This window comes from Sphingomonas sp. CFBP8993 (genome assembly GCF_034044895.1).
Taxonomy (GTDB): Bacteria; Pseudomonadota; Alphaproteobacteria; order Sphingomonadales; family Sphingomonadaceae; genus Sphingomonas.
Window position 1 is genome coordinate 353,387 of record NZ_JAXCWU010000006.1, and the last position, 19,761, is coordinate 373,147.

General features: G+C 67.5%; 22 protein-coding genes. 15 read left to right on the plus strand and 7 right to left on the minus strand.

Annotation, left to right across the window (positions count from 1 at the left end; all coding sequences use genetic code 11):
- The first annotated feature begins 16 nt into the window (after positions 1 to 16).
- The 5 genes from ccmE to SOM26_RS14850 are packed head-to-tail and all read left to right on the plus strand — an operon-like array spanning position 17 to position 3,921.
- Complete coding sequence (ccmE, locus tag SOM26_RS14830; protein ID WP_320453479.1) at positions 17 to 451, plus strand: cytochrome c maturation protein CcmE; 435 nt, start codon at positions 17 to 19, stop codon at positions 449 to 451.
- Positions 448 to 2,382, plus strand: a complete 1,935-nt coding sequence (locus tag SOM26_RS14835; protein ID WP_320453480.1) for a heme lyase CcmF/NrfE family subunit — start codon at positions 448 to 450, stop codon at positions 2,380 to 2,382. The genes ccmE and SOM26_RS14835 overlap by 4 nt, the downstream gene beginning before the upstream one ends.
- Positions 2,379 to 2,921 carry a redoxin family protein gene (locus SOM26_RS14840; protein ID WP_320453481.1) on the plus strand — a complete coding sequence of 181 codons (543 nt, stop codon included), beginning with the start codon at positions 2,379 to 2,381 and terminating at the stop codon, positions 2,919 to 2,921. The genes SOM26_RS14835 and SOM26_RS14840 overlap by 4 nt, the downstream gene beginning before the upstream one ends.
- Positions 2,918 to 3,295: a cytochrome c-type biogenesis protein gene (locus tag SOM26_RS14845; RefSeq protein ID WP_320453482.1), complete on the plus strand. Its 378-nt coding sequence runs from the start codon at positions 2,918 to 2,920 to the stop codon at positions 3,293 to 3,295. Before SOM26_RS14840 ends, SOM26_RS14845 begins: the two co-directional genes overlap by 4 nt.
- Positions 3,259 to 3,921 (plus strand): tetratricopeptide repeat protein, encoded by a 663-nt coding sequence (locus SOM26_RS14850; RefSeq protein WP_320453483.1) that lies wholly within the window; start codon positions 3,259 to 3,261, stop codon positions 3,919 to 3,921. Before SOM26_RS14845 ends, SOM26_RS14850 begins: the two co-directional genes overlap by 37 nt.
- 4 nt (positions 3,922 to 3,925) lie before the next feature.
- Here SOM26_RS14850 and SOM26_RS14855 read toward each other — a convergent pair whose 3' ends face one another.
- Both SOM26_RS14855 and ald read right to left on the minus strand, forming a co-directional pair.
- On the minus strand, positions 3,926 to 4,138 hold the full coding sequence (locus tag SOM26_RS14855; protein ID WP_320453484.1) for a DUF3072 domain-containing protein: 213 nt from the start codon (positions 4,136 to 4,138) through the stop codon (positions 3,926 to 3,928).
- A gap of 230 nt (positions 4,139 to 4,368) precedes the next feature.
- Entirely contained in the window at positions 4,369 to 5,475 is a 1,107-nt protein-coding gene (gene ald, locus SOM26_RS14860; RefSeq protein ID WP_320453485.1) for an alanine dehydrogenase, read from the minus strand.
- Between the two features lie 126 nt (positions 5,476 to 5,601).
- Between ald and SOM26_RS14865 the strand changes: the two genes are divergently transcribed.
- The 3 genes from SOM26_RS14865 to SOM26_RS14875 all read left to right on the plus strand — a co-directional run bounded on the left by SOM26_RS14865 (position 5,602) and on the right by SOM26_RS14875 (position 8,855).
- Positions 5,602 to 6,045 (plus strand): Lrp/AsnC family transcriptional regulator, encoded by a 444-nt coding sequence (locus SOM26_RS14865; protein WP_320453486.1) that lies wholly within the window; start codon positions 5,602 to 5,604, stop codon positions 6,043 to 6,045.
- 178 nt (positions 6,046 to 6,223) lie between these two features.
- Complete coding sequence (locus SOM26_RS14870) at positions 6,224 to 7,897, plus strand: amidohydrolase (RefSeq protein WP_320453487.1); 1,674 nt, start codon at positions 6,224 to 6,226, stop codon at positions 7,895 to 7,897.
- Position 7,898: 1 nt separating this feature from the next.
- Positions 7,899 to 8,855 (plus strand): hypothetical protein, encoded by a 957-nt coding sequence (locus SOM26_RS14875; RefSeq protein ID WP_320453488.1) that lies wholly within the window; start codon positions 7,899 to 7,901, stop codon positions 8,853 to 8,855.
- 386 nt (positions 8,856 to 9,241) lie between these two features.
- On the opposite strand, the gene ctrA is transcribed toward SOM26_RS14875, so the two are convergent.
- The 3 genes from ctrA to SOM26_RS14890 form a co-directional block, all read right to left on the minus strand.
- Positions 9,242 to 9,943: a response regulator transcription factor CtrA gene (gene ctrA / locus SOM26_RS14880; protein ID WP_320453519.1), complete on the minus strand. Its 702-nt coding sequence runs from the start codon at positions 9,941 to 9,943 to the stop codon at positions 9,242 to 9,244.
- A gap of 99 nt (positions 9,944 to 10,042) precedes the next feature.
- Positions 10,043 to 11,137 carry an AI-2E family transporter gene (locus tag SOM26_RS14885; protein WP_320453489.1) on the minus strand — a complete coding sequence of 365 codons (1,095 nt, stop codon included), beginning with the start codon at positions 11,135 to 11,137 and terminating at the stop codon, positions 10,043 to 10,045.
- Positions 11,134 to 12,057 carry a LysR family transcriptional regulator gene (locus tag SOM26_RS14890; protein ID WP_320453490.1) on the minus strand — a complete coding sequence of 308 codons (924 nt, stop codon included), beginning with the start codon at positions 12,055 to 12,057 and terminating at the stop codon, positions 11,134 to 11,136. Before SOM26_RS14890 ends, SOM26_RS14885 begins: the two co-directional genes overlap by 4 nt.
- Positions 12,058 to 12,198: 141 nt before the next feature.
- Here SOM26_RS14890 and SOM26_RS14895 point away from each other — a divergent pair, with 141 nt between their 5' ends.
- Entirely contained in the window at positions 12,199 to 12,927 is a 729-nt protein-coding gene (locus SOM26_RS14895) for a pirin family protein (protein ID WP_320453491.1), read from the plus strand.
- 30 nt (positions 12,928 to 12,957) lie between these two features.
- Complete coding sequence (gene wrbA / locus SOM26_RS14900) at positions 12,958 to 13,560, plus strand: NAD(P)H:quinone oxidoreductase (protein WP_320453492.1); 603 nt, start codon at positions 12,958 to 12,960, stop codon at positions 13,558 to 13,560.
- 155 nt (positions 13,561 to 13,715) lie between these two features.
- Here wrbA and SOM26_RS14905 read toward each other — a convergent pair whose 3' ends face one another.
- On the minus strand, positions 13,716 to 14,498 hold the full coding sequence (locus SOM26_RS14905) for a M15 family metallopeptidase (RefSeq protein WP_320453493.1): 783 nt from the start codon (positions 14,496 to 14,498) through the stop codon (positions 13,716 to 13,718).
- Positions 14,499 to 14,547: 49 nt separating this feature from the next.
- On the opposite strand from SOM26_RS14905, the gene SOM26_RS14910 reads away from it, so the two are divergent.
- Both SOM26_RS14910 and arfB read left to right on the plus strand, forming a co-directional pair.
- A complete protein-coding gene (locus tag SOM26_RS14910; RefSeq protein WP_320453494.1) occupies positions 14,548 to 15,189 on the plus strand; it encodes an RluA family pseudouridine synthase in 642 nt (213 codons plus the stop codon).
- A gap of 13 nt (positions 15,190 to 15,202) precedes the next feature.
- Positions 15,203 to 15,628 carry an alternative ribosome rescue aminoacyl-tRNA hydrolase ArfB gene (gene arfB / locus SOM26_RS14915; protein WP_320453495.1) on the plus strand — a complete coding sequence of 142 codons (426 nt, stop codon included), beginning with the start codon at positions 15,203 to 15,205 and terminating at the stop codon, positions 15,626 to 15,628.
- Between the two features lie 236 nt (positions 15,629 to 15,864).
- Here arfB and SOM26_RS14920 read toward each other — a convergent pair whose 3' ends face one another.
- Positions 15,865 to 16,242: a hypothetical protein gene (locus SOM26_RS14920; protein WP_320453496.1), complete on the minus strand. Its 378-nt coding sequence runs from the start codon at positions 16,240 to 16,242 to the stop codon at positions 15,865 to 15,867.
- Between the two features lie 124 nt (positions 16,243 to 16,366).
- Here SOM26_RS14920 and SOM26_RS14925 point away from each other — a divergent pair, with 124 nt between their 5' ends.
- From SOM26_RS14925 to SOM26_RS14935, 3 genes are all read left to right on the plus strand, one after another.
- Entirely contained in the window at positions 16,367 to 17,329 is a 963-nt protein-coding gene (locus tag SOM26_RS14925; RefSeq protein WP_320453497.1) for an ArsR/SmtB family transcription factor, read from the plus strand.
- A complete protein-coding gene (metF, locus tag SOM26_RS14930; RefSeq protein WP_320453498.1) occupies positions 17,326 to 18,267 on the plus strand; it encodes a methylenetetrahydrofolate reductase in 942 nt (313 codons plus the stop codon). Before SOM26_RS14925 ends, metF begins: the two co-directional genes overlap by 4 nt.
- Before the next feature lie 250 nt (positions 18,268 to 18,517).
- Positions 18,518 to 19,564 (plus strand): homocysteine S-methyltransferase family protein, encoded by a 1,047-nt coding sequence (locus tag SOM26_RS14935; protein WP_320453499.1) that lies wholly within the window; start codon positions 18,518 to 18,520, stop codon positions 19,562 to 19,564.
- The last annotated feature ends 197 nt before the right edge of the window (positions 19,565 to 19,761 follow it).

Below are 19,761 nucleotides of genomic sequence, written 5' to 3' on the forward strand. Positions count from 1 at the left end.
TGAAGCGCGCCGAGAAATGACGCCCAAATCCCAACGCCTCACGCTGGCGCTGCTCGCGCTGGCCGCGATCGTCGCGGCGGTGCTGCTCGCCATGTCGGCGATGAAGGATCAGGCGGCGTTCTTCTACACCCCCTCCGATGCGAAAGCGCAGGGATTGCCGCTGGGCAAGGCGGTGCGGCTGGGCGGCATGGTCGAGGCGGGGTCGGTCCACCGCGCCGCCGACGGCGTGACGGTGCGCTTCGTCGTGACCGACGGCCGGGCGACGACCCCGGTGACCTTTGCCGGGATCACGCCGGACCTGTTCCGCGAGAAGTCGGGCGTGGTGGCGGAGGGACAGTTCCAGCCCGATGGCGGCTTCGTCGCGACCAACCTGCTCGCCAAGCATGACGAGAAATACATGCCCCCCGAAATGGCGGGCAATATGCACGAGAGCCGGAGCCTGGAGCCATGATCGCCGAGGCGGGCCTCGCCGCACTGTGGTTCGCCGCGATGCTGGCGGGGTTGCAGCTGTTGCTGGGCGTGCTGGCGCTGCGGCATAGGCACGCGGCGGGCGAGCAGGCGATGGCGGCGATCGGCCCGGTCGCGATCGTACAGGGCGCGCTGGTCGCCATCGCCATGGCCGCGTTGATCGCGGTGTTCCTGAACACCGATTTGTCGGTCAAGCTGGTCGCCGAGAACAGCCATTCGGCCAAGCCCTGGATCTACAAGTTCGCCGGGGCCTGGGGCAATCACGAAGGATCGATGCTGCTCTGGGTGACGATCCTGGGCGCGGGCGGCGCGCTGGTCGCGTGGAAGGAGCGGACGCTCGACCGGGCGACGCATGTCGCGACGCTGGCGGCGCAGGGCGCGATCGCGCTGGGTTTCTATGCCTTCCTGCTGTTCGCCTCCAACCCGTTCGCGCGGTTGAACCCGGCGCCGATCGAGGGGCAGGGGCTGAACCCGCTGTTGCAGGACCCCGGTTTGGCCTTCCATCCGCCGACGCTCTATGCGGGTTATGTCGGGCTGTCGGTCGCCTTTTCCTTTGCGGTCGGCGCGCTCGTGACGGGGCAGGTCGGCCCGGCGTTTGCCCGGGCGATGCGGCCCTGGGTGCTGGGCGCATGGGTGCTGCTGACCATCGGCATTACGGCGGGGTCGTACTGGGCCTATTATGAACTGGGCTGGGGTGGCTGGTGGTTCTGGGACCCGGTCGAGAATGCCTCGCTGATGCCGTGGTTGGCGGCCACCGCCTTACTCCATTCCGTCAATGTGCTGGCGGCGCGTGATGGGCTTCGCGCGTGGACGGTGATGCTGGCGGTCGTCGCCTTCTCGATGTCGATGATCGGCACGTTCCTGGTGCGCTCGGGCATCCTGACCAGCGTTCATGCCTTTGCCGTCGATCCCCGGCGCGGGGCGTTCATCCTGGCGCTGCTGGGTCTGTATATCGGCGGGGCGCTGGCACTGTTCGGCGCTCGGATCGGGCAGGTGCGGGCGGGGCGCAGCTTTGCCTTTGTCAGCCGTGAGGGCGGGCTGGTCGTCAACAACCTGCTGCTGTCGGTCATCCTGGGCATCGTGCTGATTGGCACGCTCTATCCGCTGATCGCCGCCGGGTTCGGCGTGCGCCTGTCGGTCGGGCCGCCCTTCTTCCACGCCGCCGCCGGGCCGATCGCGCTGGTGCTGGTCGCCGTCATGGCGGTGGGGCCGATGCTTCGCTGGCGGCAGGATCAGGCCGAGGCGGTGTTGATCCGCATGTTGTGGCCGATGGTCGCGGCGGCGGGGACGTTCGCGCTGCTGCTGACGTTGAGCGGGGGGATGAGCGTCCTGTCGCTGCTCGGCCTGTCCTTGGGCGTCGGGCTGGTGGTGGCGAGCGTCCTGCCGATCACCCGGCGCAACTGGCGGCGTACGCCGCTGCCCATCTGGGGCATGGTCATCGCCCATGCCGGGATCGGCGTGAGCATGATCGGCATGGCGTGCGACAGCGCCTTCACCGCCGAGCGGCTGGTCGCGCTCTATCCGGGGCAGGCGACGGTCGTCGGGCCGTGGCGGGTGCAGCTCGACCGCATCTATCCCAATGTCGGCCCCAACTGGTCCGCGCTGGGTGCCAAGCTGACCGTGGCCCGCGACGGCGCGGCCGAGACGCTGCGCCCGCAACAGCGTTTCTTCACCGATCCACCCACCACCACCAGCGAGAGTGCCATCGCGACGCATTGGGACGGGCAGCTCTACACGGTGCTTGGGCAACAGGATGCCGCGACCGGCCGCTGGCAGCTTCGCCTGTGGTGGAAGCCGTTCGTGACGATGATCTGGTTCGGCGGCATCATGATCGCGCTGGGCGGCGCGCTGGCGCTGTTCGGCCGCTGGTTCAAGGGCTGGCAGCAGCGCCGTCGGGAGGCGCTGTGGGGATGACGTCCGGGGGCAAGACGCGCTGGCTGATCTGGGTGCCGCTGGCGGCGTTCGCGATCCTGTTCGTGGTGGTCGCGACCGGGCTGATGCGCCCGTCGGACACGACCGTCCATTCGACGCTGGTGGACAAGCCGCTGCCCGATTTTCGCCTCGACCCGATGGTGCCGGGCAAGCCGGGCTTGGCGAGCGCGGACTTCGGCAAGGGCACGCCGCGCCTGCTCAACGTCTTTGCCAGCTGGTGCATCCCCTGCATCGCCGAAGCGCCGCAGCTGATGGCGCTGAAGGCCCGGGGGGTGACGATCGATGCCATCGCGATCCACGACAAGGGCCCCGCCATCGCCGATTTCCTGCGCCGCCACGGCGATCCCTATGCCGCCATCGGCGACGATGCACGCAGCCGGGTCCAGCTGTCGCTCGGCTCGTCGGGCGTGCCCGAGACGTTCCTGATCGACGGGCGCGGGCGGATCGTGCGGCAATATATCGGCGACATCCGTGCCGATCAGGTCGACCAGATCGTCCGCGACGTGAAGGCGGCGCGATGAGTCTGTCGCTCGCCTTGCTGCTCGCTGCGGCTGCGCCCGCACCCGATTACGGCAACACCCAGCTGCCCGACCCCCATGCCGAGGCGCAGGCCCGCGCGCTGATGGGCGAGCTGCGCTGCGTGGTGTGCCAGGGCCAGTCGATCGCCGACAGCGACGCCGACATGGCCGCCGACATGCGCGCGCTGGTCCGCCAGCGTATCGCGCGCGGCGAAAGCCCGACCGCGATCCGCAACTGGCTGATCGAGCGTTATGGCGATTATGTCAGCTATGATCCGCCGCTGTCGGGGGCGACCGCGCTGCTCTGGGCCACGCCGATCCTGTTGCTGGCGCTGGGCGCATGGATCGCGCGGTCGACATTCCGGAGGCGGCGCTGATGGGCTGGTTGATCCTGTTGGCCCTTGCCGCAGGTGCGGTGGTGCTGGCGCTGGCCTTGCGTTTCCCACGGCCGCTCTGGACGATGCTGGGCGCGGCGCTGGCGCTGGGCGGCGTCGGTTATGCCTGGCAGGTGCGGCCGACGCTGATGGCGGCCGCGCCTCAGCCGCGCCCCGATCCGCTGCGCGATGACGATGCGATCGCCGATCTTCGCAACCAGTTGATCGGCCGTTTCGGCGAACAGGCGCAGATGTTCATCGCGGCCGATGCGCTGTCCCGATCGGGCGACAAGCGGACAGCGGTGAAGATCATGCTCGGTGCGGTCGGCGGAGCGCCCACCAGCGTTCCCTATTGGACCGAGCTGGGCAATGTCCTGTTCGCGCATGACGGCTATCAGATGTCGCCAGCCGCGCAGTTCGCGTTCCGTCGTGCCCGGCGGCTGGGGCCGAACGATCCCACGCCGTTCTTCTTCGAGGGGCTGGCCTGGATGCGGGCCGGCGACTTCCGCAAGGCGCGGCTGCTCTGGGGCCTCGCACTGCAAAAGTCGCCCGCCGATGCCACCTACCGTCCGGCGATCGAGCAGCGGGTGATTCTGCTCGATCAGGCGATACGGATGATGGAGCGATAGGGGCTTACTGGCCCCGGCCGGTCTTTTCCTGCAGCGCGTCGATACGCTTGGAGGCATCCGCCTTGGTCAGCGTGTCGTCGAACGCCTCGCCGGCTTCCTCGGACAGGGTCTTGAGGTAGCTGGCTTGGGCACCGGTCATCTTCTCGTCGCCGGTGGTCCAGTCGTCCGGGTCCTTCTCGGCGTTGGAGAAGGGTTCGCTCTTGGGGTTGTCGGTCATGGGGTGATCCTTTCGACGGGATCAACGATGACGTTCGCTGTACGTTCCGGGGTAATAGTGGGAAAGGGCAGGACGTGCATTTCGACGTCGCTCGGTGAAACGGGGAGTGGCCACCCGCGAATCGCCCATTCAGCCTGAGCGAAGTCGAAGGCCACGGACGCGCCGATGTGGCGGAGGTCCGGGCATGCACTTCGACTTCGCTCAGTGCGGACGGAGCTTGGCCGGGGTGTTTAGCCCGCCCAAGCCTCGAACGGCAGGTCGAGCGCTTCGGCGACGGCGGCGTGGCGGATCTTGCCGCCAGAGACGTTCAGGCCGCCCGCCAGATGCGGGTCCGCCTTCATCGCGGCCTCGGCACCCATGTTCGCCAGCTTGACCGCGAAGGGCAGGGTCGCGTTGTTCAGCGCGAAGGTCGAGGTGCGGGCGACTGCGCCGGGCATGTTGGCGACGCAGTAGTGGATCACGCCATCGATCTCGAACACCGGGTCCTGGTGGGTGGTGGCATGGCTCGTCTCGAAGCAGCCGCCCTGGTCGATCGCGATGTCGACCATCACCGAGCCGCGCTTCATCGTCTTCAGCATGTCGCGGGTGACGAGCTTGGGCGCGGCCGCACCGGGGACCAGCACCGCACCGATGACGAGGTGCGCATTCTTCACCGCCGCCGCGATCGCCGCCTTCGACGCATAGGCGGTCTTGATCTGGCTGGAGAAGAACATGTCCAGCTCGGCCAGGCGGTCGTTGTTGATGTCATAGATGGTGACGTCGGCGCGCAGGCCCACCGCCATCTGCGCCGCGTTCACGCCCGAAACGCCGCCGCCCAGGATCGCGACCTTGGCAGGCGCCACGCCGGGCACGCCGCCGAGCAGGATGCCACGGCCGCCCTGCTGCTTTTCCAGATAATGCGCGCCGACCTGCACCGCCATGCGGCCCGCGACTTCCGACATCGGCTTCAGAAGGGGCACGCCGCCACGGGGCGAGGTGACCGTCTCATAGGCGATGCAGGTCGCGCCCGACTTCATCAGGCCCTCGGCCTGCGGCTTGTCGGCGGCGAGGTGGAGATAGGTGAACAGGACATGGTGCGGACGCAGCATCGCGACCTCGACCGCCTGCGGCTCCTTGACCTTCACGATCATCTCGGCCTGGTCGAAGACTTCCGCCGCGGTGGCGACGATGCGTGCGCCCGCGTCGATATAGTCCTGGTCCTCGAAGTCGATGCCGGTGCCCGCCTTGGTCTCGACGATCACCTCATGCCCGGCGGCGACCAGCTCGGCGACCGATGGCGGGGTCAGGCCGACGCGATATTCGTGGTTCTTGATTTCCTTGGGGACACCGACGCGCATGGGACTCTCCGTTAGAATGTTGGACCGATAGTAGCGCCGAACGGGCGGGAGAGGTGTGCAAAGCTGTCCCATACGCCTGCGTCATTCGGGATTTTCTTGCGCCTTGCGGCGGTGTAGCAGGATCAAATGTCCGACGCGATCGACCGCCGCATCCTGGCCCAGCTGGCCCGCGATTCCGACCTGACCAGCGCCGCGCTGGGCGAAAAGGTCGGCCTGTCCGCCAGCGCCGCACATCGGCGGGTTTCCCACTTGCGCGAAAGCGGGGTCATCACCGGCTATCGCGCGATCCTCAGCCACGAAGCGCGTGGGCGGCCCTCGACCGTCATGGTCAACGTCACGCTGAAGGACCAGCGGCAGGAAACGATGGCGGCGTTCGAGCGCGAGATATTGCGCTGTCCCGAGATCGTCGAATGTTTCCTGATGAGCGGCGAGGCCGACTACATGATCCAGGTCGAGGTTCGCCGCGACGACAGTTACGAGCGTATCCACCGCGAGACGCTGGCCCGCCTGCCGGGGGTGACGCGGCTGGCCTCGCACTTCGTCATTCGCGAGGTGGTGCGGCGGTCCTAGGATCCTCCCCGGCACGGGGAGGGGGACCAGCCACAGGCTGGTGGAGGGGGCGTGCGGCAAGGGGCGTCCTTTGCGGCAAGCCCCCCTCCGTCAGGGCTTCGCCCTGCCACCTCCCCGCGAGCGGGGAGGATCGTTACCCACCTTCCCACCCGGCGCGACACCCGATAGGGATCGGCCCATGGTAAAGCTGGCTTTCTCGTCTCGCATTCTCCGTACCGCGCTCACCGTGCTGGCGATCGCGCTCACTCCGGCGGCGGCATTGGCCGAGGCGCTGATCGACAATGTCACCGGGCTGACGCTGGACAAGGACGGCAAGGTCGTCCGTTTCACCGGGCTGCTCCTGACCCCGGACGGCAAGGTCGTGAAGCTGCTGTCCGCCAAGGACAAGCGCCCCGAAAAGCTCGACTGGCGCGCCGATATGAAGGGGCGGGTGATGCTGCCCGGCTTCGTCGATTCGCACGGGCATGTGATGGCGCTGGGCTTCCGCCAGATCGAGCTGGACCTGGCCCCCACCAAGTCGCTTGACGAGGCGAAGGGGCGGATCGCGGCCTATGTCGCGGCCAATCCGGAGCGGAAATGGATATTGGGCGGCGGCTGGAACCAGGAAAGCTGGGCGCTGGGTCGCTTCCCGACCGCCGCCGACATGGATGCCGCCGTCTCCGACCGTCCGGTCGTGATGGAGCGCGCCGACGGCCACGCGCTCTGGGCGAACAGCGCGGCGATGAAGGCGGCGGGGATCACCGCCAAGACCGTCTCGCCCGCCGGTGGCCGGATCGAGAAGGTCGGCGGCCAGCCCTCGGGCGTGTTCGTCGATGCCGCGATGGCGCTGATCCAGAAGGCCATCCCGCAGCCGCTGGCCAAGGATCGCAACGCCGCCTTCCTGAAGGCGCAGAACGAGTTGCTGGCGCATGGCATCACCGCGACCGCCGATATGGGGACGACGCTGGACGAGTGGATGACCTATCGCCGGATGGGCGACGCCGGGAATCTGCGCGTCCGCATCATGAGCTATGGCGGCGGTGTCGAGGATACGGTGCGGATCGGCGGCACCGGGCCGACGCCGTGGCTCTATAACAACAAGCTGCGGCTGGTCGGCGTGAAGCTGTACGGCGACGGCGCGCTGGGGTCGCGCGGCGCGTGGCTGAAGCAGCCCTATGCCGATGCGCCGGGCCAGACGGGCCTGGGCTTCATGAGTGACACCGTCATCCGCAACCTGATGAGCCGCGCGGCGATGGACAAATATCAGGTCGCCGTCCACGCGATCGGCGACCGTACCAACGCGCAGGTGCTCGACGCGATCGACGAGCTGGCCGAGACGTACAAGGGCGACCGGCGCTGGCGGATCGAACATGCGCAGGTGGTCGATCCGGTCGACCTGCCGCGCTTCGGCAAGCACGGCATCGTCGCCTCGATGCAGCCGGTGCACGAGACGAGCGACCGCCAGATGGCGGAGGCGCGGCTGGGCCCTGCGCGGCTGACCGGTGCCTATGCGTGGAACACCATGTTGAAGAACGGCGCGACGCTGACCTTCGGTTCGGACTATCCGGTCGAGAGCCCCGATCCCTTTGCGGGCTGGGCCGCGGCGATCACGCGACAGGGCCCGGACGGCCAGCCCTATGGCGGGTGGCAGCCGCAGGAGATCATCGGTCGCGAGGCGGCATGGCGCGCCTTCACCATGGACGGTGCCTATGCCGGGTTCGCCGAGGATCTGTTCGGGCGACTGGGCGCGGGGCAACAGGCCGACTTCATCATCGTCGACCGCAATCCCCTGGACATCGCGCCCAGCGAGTTGCGTGCCACCCGGGTCGAGGAAACGTGGATCGGCGGACAGAAGGTGTGGGAGCGCCGCTGACATGATGCCGGCGCGGCGGCGGGTGCTGATGCCCCTGATGCTGTCGCTGGTGGGGGCGAGCGATCCGCCGCCCGTCGTGCGGGAGGTGCCGGCCGATGCCCGCGTGACGATCACCGTCGATGGGCACGAAGTGCCCGCGCGGCTCGGCCCCGGTCTGCCGAGCTTTTTCTACCTGCCGCACGCGCGGGCCCAGGCGCTGTTTGGGGATGACGCCAGGATCGGCGGCAAGGGGTTCACGCTCTTTTCCGTCGGTCCGGCCTCTTCGGCGCGGATCGGGCCGGTCGTGGTGCCGGGGCGGGCGCGGCGCGCGTCCATCGGGGCGGCCGGTGCGGCGGCGCAGGTCAACTGGGTCAAATGGTTCGAAACCGACGCCTATCCCGGTGACGAGGCCTTGGGCGGTCCGTTCGCCCTGCCCGAGCCGATCATCCGCTTCACCCTGCGCCCCGCGCAGCCCGGCGAGGTAGAAGCGACGCTGCCGCTCGCGGCCCGCTATAATTGGTGGCTGGCCAGCGTCGAGCAGGTGATCGGCGGCCATGACGTCCTGTTCGCCTTCGCCCCGCAATTTCCCCGCACCGTCGCCAGTGCAGCGGCGGGCGCGGCGATCGGCCGGGCCCAGGGGGCGCGGTTCGACGGTGCCGTCGAGCCGATCCCGATCTCCCACGGCGTTCGCCGACCCGCACGGCCGGTGCAACTGGCCCAGACGCTGGCGCTGGGGCCGCTGCGGATCACCAGCCTGCTGGTCCGCACCCATGACTATGGCGCGGCGACCGACATCGATCCCAGTGAGGCGGACGGTCTGGACGCCGACAATCGCGACGTCGTGGTGAAGGGCAAGCGGACCAAAAGCCGTCCGTCCTATGTCGTCTATGTCGGGGCGGATGTCCTGAACGGATGCTCGTCGATCACCTATGACAAGCCGGGGCGGGCGGTGACGCTTCGTTGCCGGGTGGTGAGGTAGGGCTGGGGCGTCTCTTTAGAACGCGATGCAGGAGGTTGATCCGAAGAAAGCCCCTCTCCTTTAGGGGAGGGGTTGGGGTGGGGCATCACCCCAAGGTTTGTCGTTTGTGGAAGCGCCCCACCCCTGAAGGGGAGGGGTGGGGCAAGCTGACGTCATCGTGCTCTAGGTTTACGCGGGGGTATGGATTCCCTTACCCCCGTTCAGCCTGAGCGTAGTCGAAGGCTACGGTAAGACCTGCGCGGCAGGGGGCAGGGCATACGCCTCAACTTCGCTCAGGGTGAACGGGGGTGGGGTTGTGTCCCGCCCGAAAATGACCGCACCCTGCCAGCACCCAACAAAAAAGGCCGATCCTCGCGGACCGACCTCCCTCGCAACGGATGGTGAAATCAGGCGACTTCGGCCTGCTCCACCTCGTCGGGTTCGCGCAGGACATAGCCGCGGCCCCAGACGGTCTCGATATAATTCTCGCCCTCGCAGGCCAGGCTGAGCTTCTTGCGCAGCTTGCAGATGAAGACGTCGATGATCTTCAGTTCCGGCTCGTCCATCCCGCCATAGAGGTGGTTCAGGAACATTTCCTTGGTCAGGGTCGTGCCCTTGCGGAGCGACAGCAGCTCCAGCATGGCATATTCCTTGCCGGTCAGGTGGACGCGGGCATTGTCGACCTCGACCGTCTTGGCGTCCAGGTTGACCGCCAGCTTGCCGGTGCGGATGATCGACTGCGAATGGCCCTTCGACCGGCGGACGACCGCGTGGATGCGCGCGATCAGTTCTTCGCGGTGGAACGGCTTGGTGACGTAATCGTCGGCGCCGAAGCCGAAGCTGCGCACCTTGGAGTCCATCTCGTTGATGCCCGACAGGATCAGCACCGGGGTCGCGACCCGTGCGACGCGCAGGCGCTTCAGCACGTCATAGCCGTGCATGTCCGGCAGGTTCAGGTCGAGCAGGATGATGTCGTAATCATACAGCTTGCCGAGATCGAGGCCTTCCTCGCCCAGGTCGGTCGTGTAGACGTTGAACCCTTCGCTGCCGAGCATCAGCTCGATCGCCTTGGCCGTGGTCGGTTCGTCCTCGATCAGCAATACGCGCATCGACAGTCCCCATTTGCGAGTGATCGCCCCCATGCCCCGGCGACCTTGTCCCTGATTCATTAACCAACGTGGATGTGAACGCAAAAGGTTAATTCGTCCCTAACTCGGACTCTTCTCCTCCGGCTCGACCCGTGCGCCGGGGCCCAGAAGGCTTTGATGTTCCACCGCTGGAATGTCCTCGCCCAGCACCTCGCGCAGATACAGGCTGCGGATCAGGGTAAAGGCGACGATCAGCAGCGCGGCGGAGAAGAACAGGCCGAACAGGCCGAAGATCGTGCCGATGCCGATGATCGCGAACAGGGTGACGGCGGGCGGGATGGCGACGACCCGGCTGGTCACATAGGGTGTGATCGCATTGGTCTGGACCAGCCGGACGACCGCGAAGGTGATCAGCGTGCCGATGATCGCGCCGTTCCCCCCTTGCGCGGCCAGGCCCAGCGCGGGCAGCATCGCGGCGATCGGCCCGACATAGGGGACGAACTCGCTGAGCCCGGTCAGCAGGCCCAGCGCGGCGGCCGACGGCACCCCCGCGATCGCCAGGCCGACGCCGACGAGCACGCCCATCGTCGTCATCTGGATAAGCTGCGCGCGCAGCCACAACCGCAGCGTCGATCCGGTGTCGAACAGCGCATCCTCCATGGCGGGACGCATCGACCGGGGGATCAGCAGCAGGAAGCCGCGCTCATAGACCTTGGGATCGGCGGCGAAGAACAACGCGCCGACCAGCAGCAACAGGCAGTTGAGGACGAACTCGCCCGCGCCCGAGACGATGCCGCCAATATCCTGCGCGACGCGACTGCCCGCATAGGCGGCACGCACGGCATCGACGATCTTGGCCCCGACCGGGGATTGCGAGGCCCAGGCGGCCAGCTGGTCGATCAGCATCGGCAGTTGCGTGACCAGCGTGTTGAGCTGCTGGCGAAAGGCGACGCCGAACAGCCAGGCCAGGAAACCCAGGATCGCCAGCACCGTCGCGATCGACAGGGTCAGCGATCGCTTCGGCCCGATGGGCAGGTGATCGGCATAGAGATCGGCGATGGCATGGATGACGATCGCCCCCAGCACCGATCCGAAGGCCAGGATCAACAGGTCGCCCGCCCGGAACAGCGCGGCGGTGACGCCCAGGATCAGCAGGGTCAGGACGATGCGGCGGATGAAACGCGCATCGCCATCATCGGGGTGCAGCCGGTTCATCGGGCTGTCTTCGCCGCCTGGGCGAGGATGCAGGGGTCGCGCACCCGGTCGGCGAGCCACGTGATCAGCGCCTCGACCCGCGCGGGCCGCAAGGGGCTAGGCGGGGTCAGAAGATGAAGGCCGACCGGCGGCGGGGTCCAGTCCTCCAGGATCGCGACCGCCCGGCCTGAGGCGAGATGCGGCCCGATGATAAATCCGGGAAGCCGCGCGATGCCCAGGCCGGCCAGCACGGCGGGGACCAGCGCATCGCCGCTATTGGCGGTCAGCGGCCCTTGCGCGCGCACCGAAACCTCCGCCCCGTCGGCGCGGCGAAACCGCCAGGGCCCGGTGATGTTGGCATAGCCGAGCAGCCGGTGCTCACCCAGTTCGTTGGGATGGGTGGGCGTGCCATGCTCGGCCAGATAGCCAGGCGAGGCGACGACATGCGTCGAAATCCCGCACAGCCGCCGCGCGCGCAGCGAGCTGTCGGGCAGGTCGGCGATGCGCAGCGCGATGTCATAGCCTTCCGCGACGATGTCGACCCGCGCATCGGATAGACTGAGTTCGATCTCGATGCCCGGATGCGCAATCAGGAAGTCGGCGATGACCGGCGCGATGTTGGTCACCCCGAACGACATGGGCGCGGCCAGCCGGATACGCCCGGCCGGGGCACTGGCGGCGTCGCGCGCGGCCTCCTCGGCGGCGCGCGCCTCGGCCAGGATACGCGCGGCGTGCTCGGCCAGCGGCTTGCCCGCCTCGGTCAGCGCCAGGCGACGCGAGGTGCGGTGGAACAGCGACTGGTTCAGCTGCGCCTCCAGCCGGGTGATCGCCTTGGAGACGGTCGCCTTGGACAGGCCGATCGCATCGGCGGCGGCACTGAACGAGCGATGTTCGACCACGGCGGCAAAGATCGCCCAGGCTTCCAGATCCGGTAGACGCATCGACACCCCTCATGCCTGTCGCGCGACCCGGCAGCGGTTCGGCTTCGCGCTACAATGAACGTGGAAACGATCGGTTTCCAGCGTTTCCGTTTACGTACCCCCAATCGCCCCTATCTTGTGGTCAACCAAGGGAGAAATTCCATGACTGCCGTCACTGCTACTGCCGAGAAGGGCATCGACCGCCGCAGCTTCGAAAGCCTGGGCCATGCCAATCATGGCTGGCTGGACGCGCGGCACCATTTCTCGTTCGCCAATTATTATGATCCCGCCCGGATGGGCTGGGGCGCGATCCGGGTATGGAACGACGATGTCATCGCCCCGAATTCGGGGTTCCCGCCGCATCCCCATGCCGACATGGAGATTATCACCTATGTCCGCACCGGCGCGATCACGCACCAGGATTCGATGGGCAATGTCGGCCGCACCGCGGCGGGCGACGTGCAGGTGATGAGCGCCGGTTCTGGCGTCCGCCATGCCGAATATAATCTCGAGTCCGAGCCGACGACGCTCTTCCAGATCTGGATCGAGCCGCGCAGCCGGGGCGGCCAGCCGAGCTGGGGTGCCAAGCCCTTCCCCAAGGGCGAACGTTCGGGTCGGTTCGTGACACTGGCCAGCGGGTTCGAGGAGGATGGCGACGCGTTGCGCATCCGTGCCGAGGCGCGTGTCCTGGCCGCGACGCTGCGTGCCGGGGAAAGCGTCGAGCATAGCGTTGGCGAGGGGCGTCACGTCTATCTCGTCCCTGCCACCGGCCGGATCGAAATCGACGGTGTGCCGTTCGCGGCACGGGACGGTGCGGCACTTTCGAGTGGCCGGACCGTGACGATCACCGCGGTCGAGGATGCCGAGATCGTCCTCGTCGATTCCGAATAAGTTTCAATTTTCTACAAGGGAGTATCTGACATGGCGAAGGTTCTGGTCCTGTATTATTCGTCCTATGGCCATATCGAGCAGATGGCCGACGCCATCGCCGAGGGCGCACGCGCCGGTGGTGCCGAGGTCGATATCCGCCGCGTCGCGGAAACCGCGCCGGCCGAGGTGGTCGCCGCCGCGCACTTCAAGACCGACACCGCCCACCCCGAGATCGAGGGACCCGACGCGCTGGTGAACTATGACGCGATCATCGTCGGCACGCCGACCCGTTATGGCCGGATGGCTAGCCAGATGGCGTCCTTCTGGGACACGACCGGCGGCGTGTGGGTGAGGGGCGGTCTGGTCGGCAAGGTCGGCGGTGCCTTCACCTCGACCGCCAGCCAGCATGGCGGGCAGGAAACCACGCTGTTCTCGGTCCTGACCAACCTGATCCATCACGGCATGACAATCGTCGGCCTGGACTATGGTTTCCAGGGGCAGATGGGCGTCAAGGAAGTCCATGGCGGCACGCCTTACGGCGCCTCGACGCTGGCGGACGGCGATGGCAGCCGCCAGCCGAGCCAAGTCGACCTGGACGGCGCCCGCTATCAGGGCAAGCGTATCGCCGAGACGGCCGCCAAGCTGTTCGGTTGATTTAAGGAACGGGGGTGCCGAGAGGTGCCCCCGTTTTCCCATTTGGTGGGGGCGGAACATGGCCTTCGACTTCGCTCAGGCGGAACGGCTGTTGGGAGTAATCCCCGCCCCCAACCTCCGTTCAGTCTGAGCGAAGTCGAAGGCCACGCCCAACCCTATCGCCGCATACCCCGCTTCTTCACCGGCGTCGGGGGAACGACCACCGGCACCACCGGAACCGGCGGCTGGCTCGTCATCATGACCTTCAACGGATCGCGGATACCCGGATTGGCCGGAAACTGCGCGCGAGCCCTGGCGAACACCGCTCGCGCCTGCGCCGCTCCCGGTTCGGTGAGGCTGGTGCCGACCCAGCGCCAATGCCACGGCTCCCATTTCACCCGCTGCGTATTGCCCGCCGGGAAGCTCATTTCGAAACCGAAGCGTGGCGCATTGGCGATCAGCCAGCGGGCGGCCGGGGTCGCGGCCATGCAGGCCTCGGCATCCGGGCAGCCGCGCGCCGGGCGCACCGCGAAGTCGATCGCATAACCCGTCGCATGTTCGCTATGTCCGGCCGGGGCAACCGACGCGGCGCGCTCGGCCGCCGACACGCTGGCGTCGCGGCAGAAGACGTTGCGCTGGCGCGCGACCTCGCGGTGGCAGGACAGGCCGCGCAGCGTGCCGCCGACCGACGGATCGGCCCGGGCGGCGTTCAGCAGCCGCTGCAGGTCGGCGATCATCGCGCGGTGCAGGCGGCAATAGGGCTTCAGCCCGAAACCGGCGGGGGCGGGGACGATGTCGCCCGGTCCGGCATCGGCATAGGGGAAATGCCCGGCCACCCGTCCGTCGGGACCGGGCGGCGGCAGCGCGCCGTCGCAGGTCTGCGCCTGCGCGACGACCGGCATCGCGGCGATCGAAAAGAGTGCCAGCAGGCGCGGGAAAGCGGCGGTAATGGTCGGCATGACGCGTGGGGCTCTGGCATGTCGGCGCTGGCGGTGGCAAGGGAGCGTGATGCACGGAGATCGCGTTCTATTCATCGACGGCGAAGCGCTGGTGATCGACAAACCAGCGGGCTTGCCCGTCGACCGGCCCCGCAACGGGTCGATCAGCCTCGAAAATCATCTGGAGTCGCTGAAATTCGGCTTCAAGCGCTGGCCCCATGCGGTCCATCGGCTGGACCGCGACACCAGCGGCTGCCTGCTGCTGTCGCGCAATCCCAAGGCGCATGCGCGTTTCCAGCAGGCGTTCGAGGCCGGGCTGGTCGAGAAGCACTATCTGGCGGTGCTGAACGGCCTGGTCGAGGGGGAAGGGATGATCGACCTGGCCCTCGCCAAGGTGTCGACGATCGAGGAAGGCTGGCGGATGGTCGCCGATCCGGCGGGCAAGGCGGCTCGTACGGCCTGGCGGGCGCTGCGCCATGAGGATGGCCGCACGCTGGTCGAATTCCGCCCCGAGACCGGGCGTACCCACCAGATTCGCGTCCACGCCGCCACCGGCCTGGGCGCGCCCGTCGTCGGCGATCCGGTATACGGCGCGGGCGAGGAGGGCGGGATGTTGCTCCACGCCGCCAGCCTGACCGTGCCACGTGGCGAGAAGGACCCGATCACCGCGGAAGCACCGATCCCCGAACGCTTCGGCATCTTCCAGAACTGAGGCCTGCCCTGCGATGGCGCTGATTCCCGTCACCCGCGCCATCGCGATCGACGAGCGCGAGATCGCCGAAAGCTTCACCCGCGCGTCCGGGCCGGGTGGTCAGCATGTGAACACGACCGACAGCGCGGTGCTGCTGCGGTTCGACGTGGGCGGCTCGCCGAACCTGCCGGAAGCGGTGAAGATGCGCCTCGCGGTGCTGGCGGGCCAGCGCCTGACCAAGGACGGTGTGCTGACCCTGCGCGCCGATGCCAGCCGGTCGCAGGAAATGAACCGCCGCGAGGTGCGTGAACGGTTGATCGACCTCATCCGCGAGGCGACCATCGTGCCCAAGAAGCGGCGGCCGACCAAACCCACGCGCGCCTCGCAGACCCGGCGGGTGGATGCCAAGAAGGGGCGCGCCCAGGTGAAGGCCGGGCGGGGGAAGGTCCGGTTCGACTGAGGGTTGGGTATCGAGCCCTGAGGGGCGCGTTCTCAGATGGAGGCGGCGCCGAGCCTCGAACCCCGTTCAGCCTGAGCGAAGTCGAAGGCCACGCCCTGTTCCTCCCCAAGCTCGCTTGGGGAAGGGGGGCATTCCCGCTTCCGCCACCGGCGACACCCCTTCGTCAGGCCCAACACAAAAAAAACGGGCCGACGAAATCTCGCCGACCCGCTTTCCTGATCCCGAAGGATGCGTCCTTAGCGGCGGACATCCTCGCCCGCGCGGACCAGCGCGTTGCCGGTCGCCTGGCGGGCATTGTCCGCGCCGTTTTCGATCTTGTCACCGGCGCGGTCCAGATTGCGGTCCAGTTTGTCGCCCGCACGGTCGGCCTGCACGGCGGCGCGGTCACCGGCGCGGTCGAGCTTGTCACCCGCCCTGTCCATCGCGTTCTCGGCGGAATTCAGCGCCTTGGCGGTCGCGGCCTGAACATCGTCGGTGGCATTCTGGGTCGTCGCCTTGGCGTCTGCGGCGATGGCGTCGGCGGCCTGCTCGGTCTGCTTCTGGCTGTTTTCGCTGCATGCGGCCAGCGACATCGCGGCGGCGCCCGTCAGGGCGAGGATCATGGCCTTCTTCATCGCAAACACTCCCGTTTCAACTGTTGATCGGCGTGCCAACGCAGATCAACCATTTCGGGTCCGTGCCGGGTGAAATGAGTTCGCTCCGTTGACCGCATATAAAGATATCTTTATATCGTGATCCATGGCCAATGCGCTCGAAATCTTTCGCGCCCTCAGCGATCCGACACGGCTGCGCATCCTGGCGCTGCTGCGGTCGATGGAGCTGTCGGTGGGCGAACTGGCGCAGGTGCTGGGGCAGAGCCAGCCGCGTGTCAGCCGCCATGTGAAGATCCTGGTCGATGCCGAACTGGCCGAGCGGCGCAAGGAGGGCAGTTGGGTCTTCGTGGCGCTGGGCGACCGCGAGGCGGTGGAGCCGATGGTGGCCGCGATGGATCGCTGGACCGCCGGGACGCCCGACCCCTGGGTCGTGGCCGATGTCGCGCGGCTGGCGGCGGTACGCGCCGACCGGGCGGCCAGTGCGGCGGCCTGGTTCGAGGACCATGCGGGCGAATGGGACGCGATCCGCTCGCTCCATGTCGCGGACAGCGAGATCGAGGAGGCGATGGCGGGCCTGATCGGCGACGGCGATCTGGGCACGCTGATCGATATCGGCACCGGCACCGGGCGGATGTTGGAGCTGTTCGGCGACCGCGCCGATGCGGCGCTGGGCATCGATCGCTCGTCGGAGATGCTGCGCCTGGCCCGCGCCAAGCTGCACGGGCGCGCCAATACCGAGTTGCGGCAGGCGGACCTCTATGCGCTGCCCATGGGCGACGGCGCGGCGGATATCGCGATCCTGCACCATGTCCTGCACTTCGCGCAGCAGCCGGGGGCGGCGATCGCGGAGGCGGCTCGGGTGCTGGGGCCGGGCGGGCGGTTGCTGATCGCCGATTTCGCGCCGCACGATCGCGAGGAATTGCGGCAGAAGGCGGCGCATAGCCGCCTGGGCTTTGCCGACGAGCAGATGGCCGGCTGGTTCGGCCCCGCCGGGCTGGCTTTGGCCGATACCAGGACGCTGGAGGGCGGTGAACTGACCGTCAAGCTGTGGCTGGGTGTGAAGAAAGGGCTTCGGCCCGTCGAGACGAATAGGGTGAAGGCGGCATGACGAACACGATCCTGACTCAGGGAGAGGCTGCGCTGGCGCATGAGGAACCGCTGTTCGCCAATGTCGGCGGCGATATCGCGGTCAGCTTCGAATTTTTCCCGCCCAAGACGGAGAAGATGGATGCGCAGCTATGGGACGCGATCCGCACGCTGGAGCCACTGGACCCGCGTTTCGTCTCGGTGACCTATGGTGCGGGCGGCACGACGCGGGAGCGTACCCATGCGACCGTCGCGCGTATCCAGCGGGAGACGACGCTGGCGGCGGCGGCCCACCTGACCTGTGTCGAGGCGACCCGCGAGGAGATCGATCAGGTCGCGCAGGAATATTGGGCGGCGGGCGTGCGGCATATCGTGGCGCTGCGTGGCGATCCGCCTGCCGAGGGCGCGCGCTTCGTCAGCCATCCGGGCGGGTATGAAAATGCCGCCGATCTGGTCGCGGGCCTGAAGAAGCTGCACCCGTTCGAGATTTCAGTCGCGGCCTATCCCGAATGCCACCCGGAATCGACCGACCAGTCATCCGACCTCGACAATCTGAAGCGCAAGATCGATGCCGGGGCGACCCGTGCGATCACGCAGTTCTTCTTCTCGCCCGAAGCCTATTTCCGTTTCCGCGATGCGGCGGCGGCGGCGGGGATCACGGCCGAGATCCTGCCCGGTATCCTGCCGGTGTCGAACGTCGCGCAGACGCGCAAGTTCGCCGCGATGTGCGGGGCGAGCATCCCCGACTGGATGGACCGTCTGTTCGAGGGGCTGGACGATCATCCCGCCGCGCGCCAGCTGGTCGCCGCCACCATCGCCGCCGAGATGTGCCGTCGGCTGTATGCGGGTGGGGTGAAGGGGTTCCATTTCTATACCCTCAACCGCGCCGAACTGGCCTATGCGATCAGCCATTTGCTGGGCGTGCGCGGCAAGAAGGTCGAGGCCGTCGCGGCCGCGTGATGTTAATTCTTCGGGGGTTGGGGGGCGATACGACGTAGGGTGTCGCTTGCGGCTTTCCCTCCCCCGGCCCCTCCCGCCTGCGGGAGGGGAATGATGAAATTGAGGGGCGGGGTCGGCGAAAGCGCATGACCAACGACCAAGGCACGCCCCTCCCGCAAGCGGGAGGGGATGGGGGAGGGTAGGCCACAGGCGAAGGCGCTTGAGGTCCTTCACTTCGGACGAAACGCTCGCACCGAGCAGGAGCAAGACGATGACGACCCGCGACACCTTCCTGGCCGAAGCCGCCAAGCGCATCCTGATCACCGACGGCGCGTTCGGCACCGAGATCCAGAACTGGAAGCTGGACGAGGCGGCCTATGCGGGCACGCTGGGCCTGACGCATGACCAGAAGGGCAACAACGACATCCTGGCGCTGACCAAGCCCGAGGTGCCCGAGTCGATCCACCGCGCCTATTTCGAGGCGGGGGCGGACATCGCCGAGACCAACACCTTCTCCGCCAACCGGATCAGCCAGGCCGATTACGGGGCCGAGCATCTGGTGCGCGAGATCAATGTCGAGAGCGCGAAGCTCGCCCGTCGTCTCGCCGACGAATATCAGGCAAGAGATGGCCGTCCCCGCTTCGTCGCGGGCGCGATCGGGCCGACGAACAAGACGCTGTCGCTGTCGCCGGACGTCAACGATCCGGGTTTCCGCGAGATCGACTTCGATTACCTCAAGGACGTGTACCGCGAACAGATCGACGCGCTGGTCGAGGGCGGCGCGGACTTCATCCTGATCGAGACGGTGTTCGATACGCTGAACGCCAAGGCCGGGATCATGGCGGTGATCGAGGCGGGCGAGGCGCTGGGCCGCGAGATTCCGATCATGCTGTCGATGACGCTGACCGACCTGTCGGGCCGCAACCTGTCGGGCCATACGGTCGAGGCCTTCTGGCACGCGGTGCGCCATGCCAAGCCGCTGACCATCGGCCTGAACTGTTCGTTTGGCGCGGAGCAGTTGCGCCCGCATGTGAAGACGCTGAGCGAAATCTGCGACACGCTGATCATGATCTATCCCAATGCCGGGCTGCCCAACGAATTGGGCGCCTATGACGAGGCGCCCGTCACCACCGCCGGGCTGGTCGGCGAATGGGCGGTCGAAGGGCAGGTCAATGTGCTGGGCGGCTGCTGCGGCTCGACCCCTGCGCATATCAAGGCGATCGCCGACAAGGTGAAGGGCATGCGCCCCCGTACCATCCCAACCCCGCCGGTCATCACCCGCCTGGCCGGGCTGGAGCCGTTCACGATGGCGGCCTGAAGATCCTCCCCGGCACGGGGAGGGGGACCAGCCGGAGGCTGGTGGAGGGGGGTCTCCACTAGCGACATCATTTGAGGAGACCCCCCTCCACCAGCTTCGCTGGTCCCCCTCCCCGCGAGCGGGGAGGATTTGAGAAGACATCATGACCCAGACCGCCTCCTCCACCAATTTCGTCAATGTCGGCGAGCGGACCAACC

What these genes read in the sequence shown, in the direction of transcription:
- ccmE (WP_320453479.1), top strand. Translation starts at nt 17, where the DNA reads ATGACGCCCAAATCCCAACGCCTCACGCTGGCGCTGCTCGCGCTGGCC.
- SOM26_RS14835 (WP_320453480.1), top strand. Translation starts at nt 448, where the DNA reads ATGATCGCCGAGGCGGGCCTCGCCGCACTGTGGTTCGCCGCGATGCTG.
- SOM26_RS14840 (WP_320453481.1), top strand. Translation starts at nt 2,379, where the DNA reads ATGACGTCCGGGGGCAAGACGCGCTGGCTGATCTGGGTGCCGCTGGCG.
- SOM26_RS14845 (WP_320453482.1), top strand. Translation starts at nt 2,918, where the DNA reads ATGAGTCTGTCGCTCGCCTTGCTGCTCGCTGCGGCTGCGCCCGCACCC.
- SOM26_RS14850 (WP_320453483.1), top strand. Translation starts at nt 3,259, where the DNA reads ATGGATCGCGCGGTCGACATTCCGGAGGCGGCGCTGATGGGCTGGTTG.
- SOM26_RS14855 (WP_320453484.1), bottom strand. Translation starts at nt 4,138, where the DNA reads ATGACCGACAACCCCAAGAGCGAACCCTTCTCCAACGCCGAGAAGGAC.
- ald (WP_320453485.1), bottom strand. Translation starts at nt 5,475, where the DNA reads ATGCGCGTCGGTGTCCCCAAGGAAATCAAGAACCACGAATATCGCGTC.
- SOM26_RS14865 (WP_320453486.1), top strand. Translation starts at nt 5,602, where the DNA reads ATGTCCGACGCGATCGACCGCCGCATCCTGGCCCAGCTGGCCCGCGAT.
- SOM26_RS14870 (WP_320453487.1), top strand. Translation starts at nt 6,224, where the DNA reads ATGGTAAAGCTGGCTTTCTCGTCTCGCATTCTCCGTACCGCGCTCACC.
- SOM26_RS14875 (WP_320453488.1), top strand. Translation starts at nt 7,899, where the DNA reads ATGATGCCGGCGCGGCGGCGGGTGCTGATGCCCCTGATGCTGTCGCTG.
- ctrA (WP_320453519.1), bottom strand. Translation starts at nt 9,943, where the DNA reads ATGCGCGTATTGCTGATCGAGGACGAACCGACCACGGCCAAGGCGATC.
- SOM26_RS14885 (WP_320453489.1), bottom strand. Translation starts at nt 11,137, where the DNA reads ATGAACCGGCTGCACCCCGATGATGGCGATGCGCGTTTCATCCGCCGC.
- SOM26_RS14890 (WP_320453490.1), bottom strand. Translation starts at nt 12,057, where the DNA reads ATGCGTCTACCGGATCTGGAAGCCTGGGCGATCTTTGCCGCCGTGGTC.
- SOM26_RS14895 (WP_320453491.1), top strand. Translation starts at nt 12,199, where the DNA reads ATGACTGCCGTCACTGCTACTGCCGAGAAGGGCATCGACCGCCGCAGC.
- wrbA (WP_320453492.1), top strand. Translation starts at nt 12,958, where the DNA reads ATGGCGAAGGTTCTGGTCCTGTATTATTCGTCCTATGGCCATATCGAG.
- SOM26_RS14905 (WP_320453493.1), bottom strand. Translation starts at nt 14,498, where the DNA reads ATGCCGACCATTACCGCCGCTTTCCCGCGCCTGCTGGCACTCTTTTCG.
- SOM26_RS14910 (WP_320453494.1), top strand. Translation starts at nt 14,548, where the DNA reads ATGCACGGAGATCGCGTTCTATTCATCGACGGCGAAGCGCTGGTGATC.
- arfB (WP_320453495.1), top strand. Translation starts at nt 15,203, where the DNA reads ATGGCGCTGATTCCCGTCACCCGCGCCATCGCGATCGACGAGCGCGAG.
- SOM26_RS14920 (WP_320453496.1), bottom strand. Translation starts at nt 16,242, where the DNA reads ATGAAGAAGGCCATGATCCTCGCCCTGACGGGCGCCGCCGCGATGTCG.
- SOM26_RS14925 (WP_320453497.1), top strand. Translation starts at nt 16,367, where the DNA reads ATGGCCAATGCGCTCGAAATCTTTCGCGCCCTCAGCGATCCGACACGG.
- metF (WP_320453498.1), top strand. Translation starts at nt 17,326, where the DNA reads ATGACGAACACGATCCTGACTCAGGGAGAGGCTGCGCTGGCGCATGAG.
- SOM26_RS14935 (WP_320453499.1), top strand. Translation starts at nt 18,518, where the DNA reads ATGACGACCCGCGACACCTTCCTGGCCGAAGCCGCCAAGCGCATCCTG.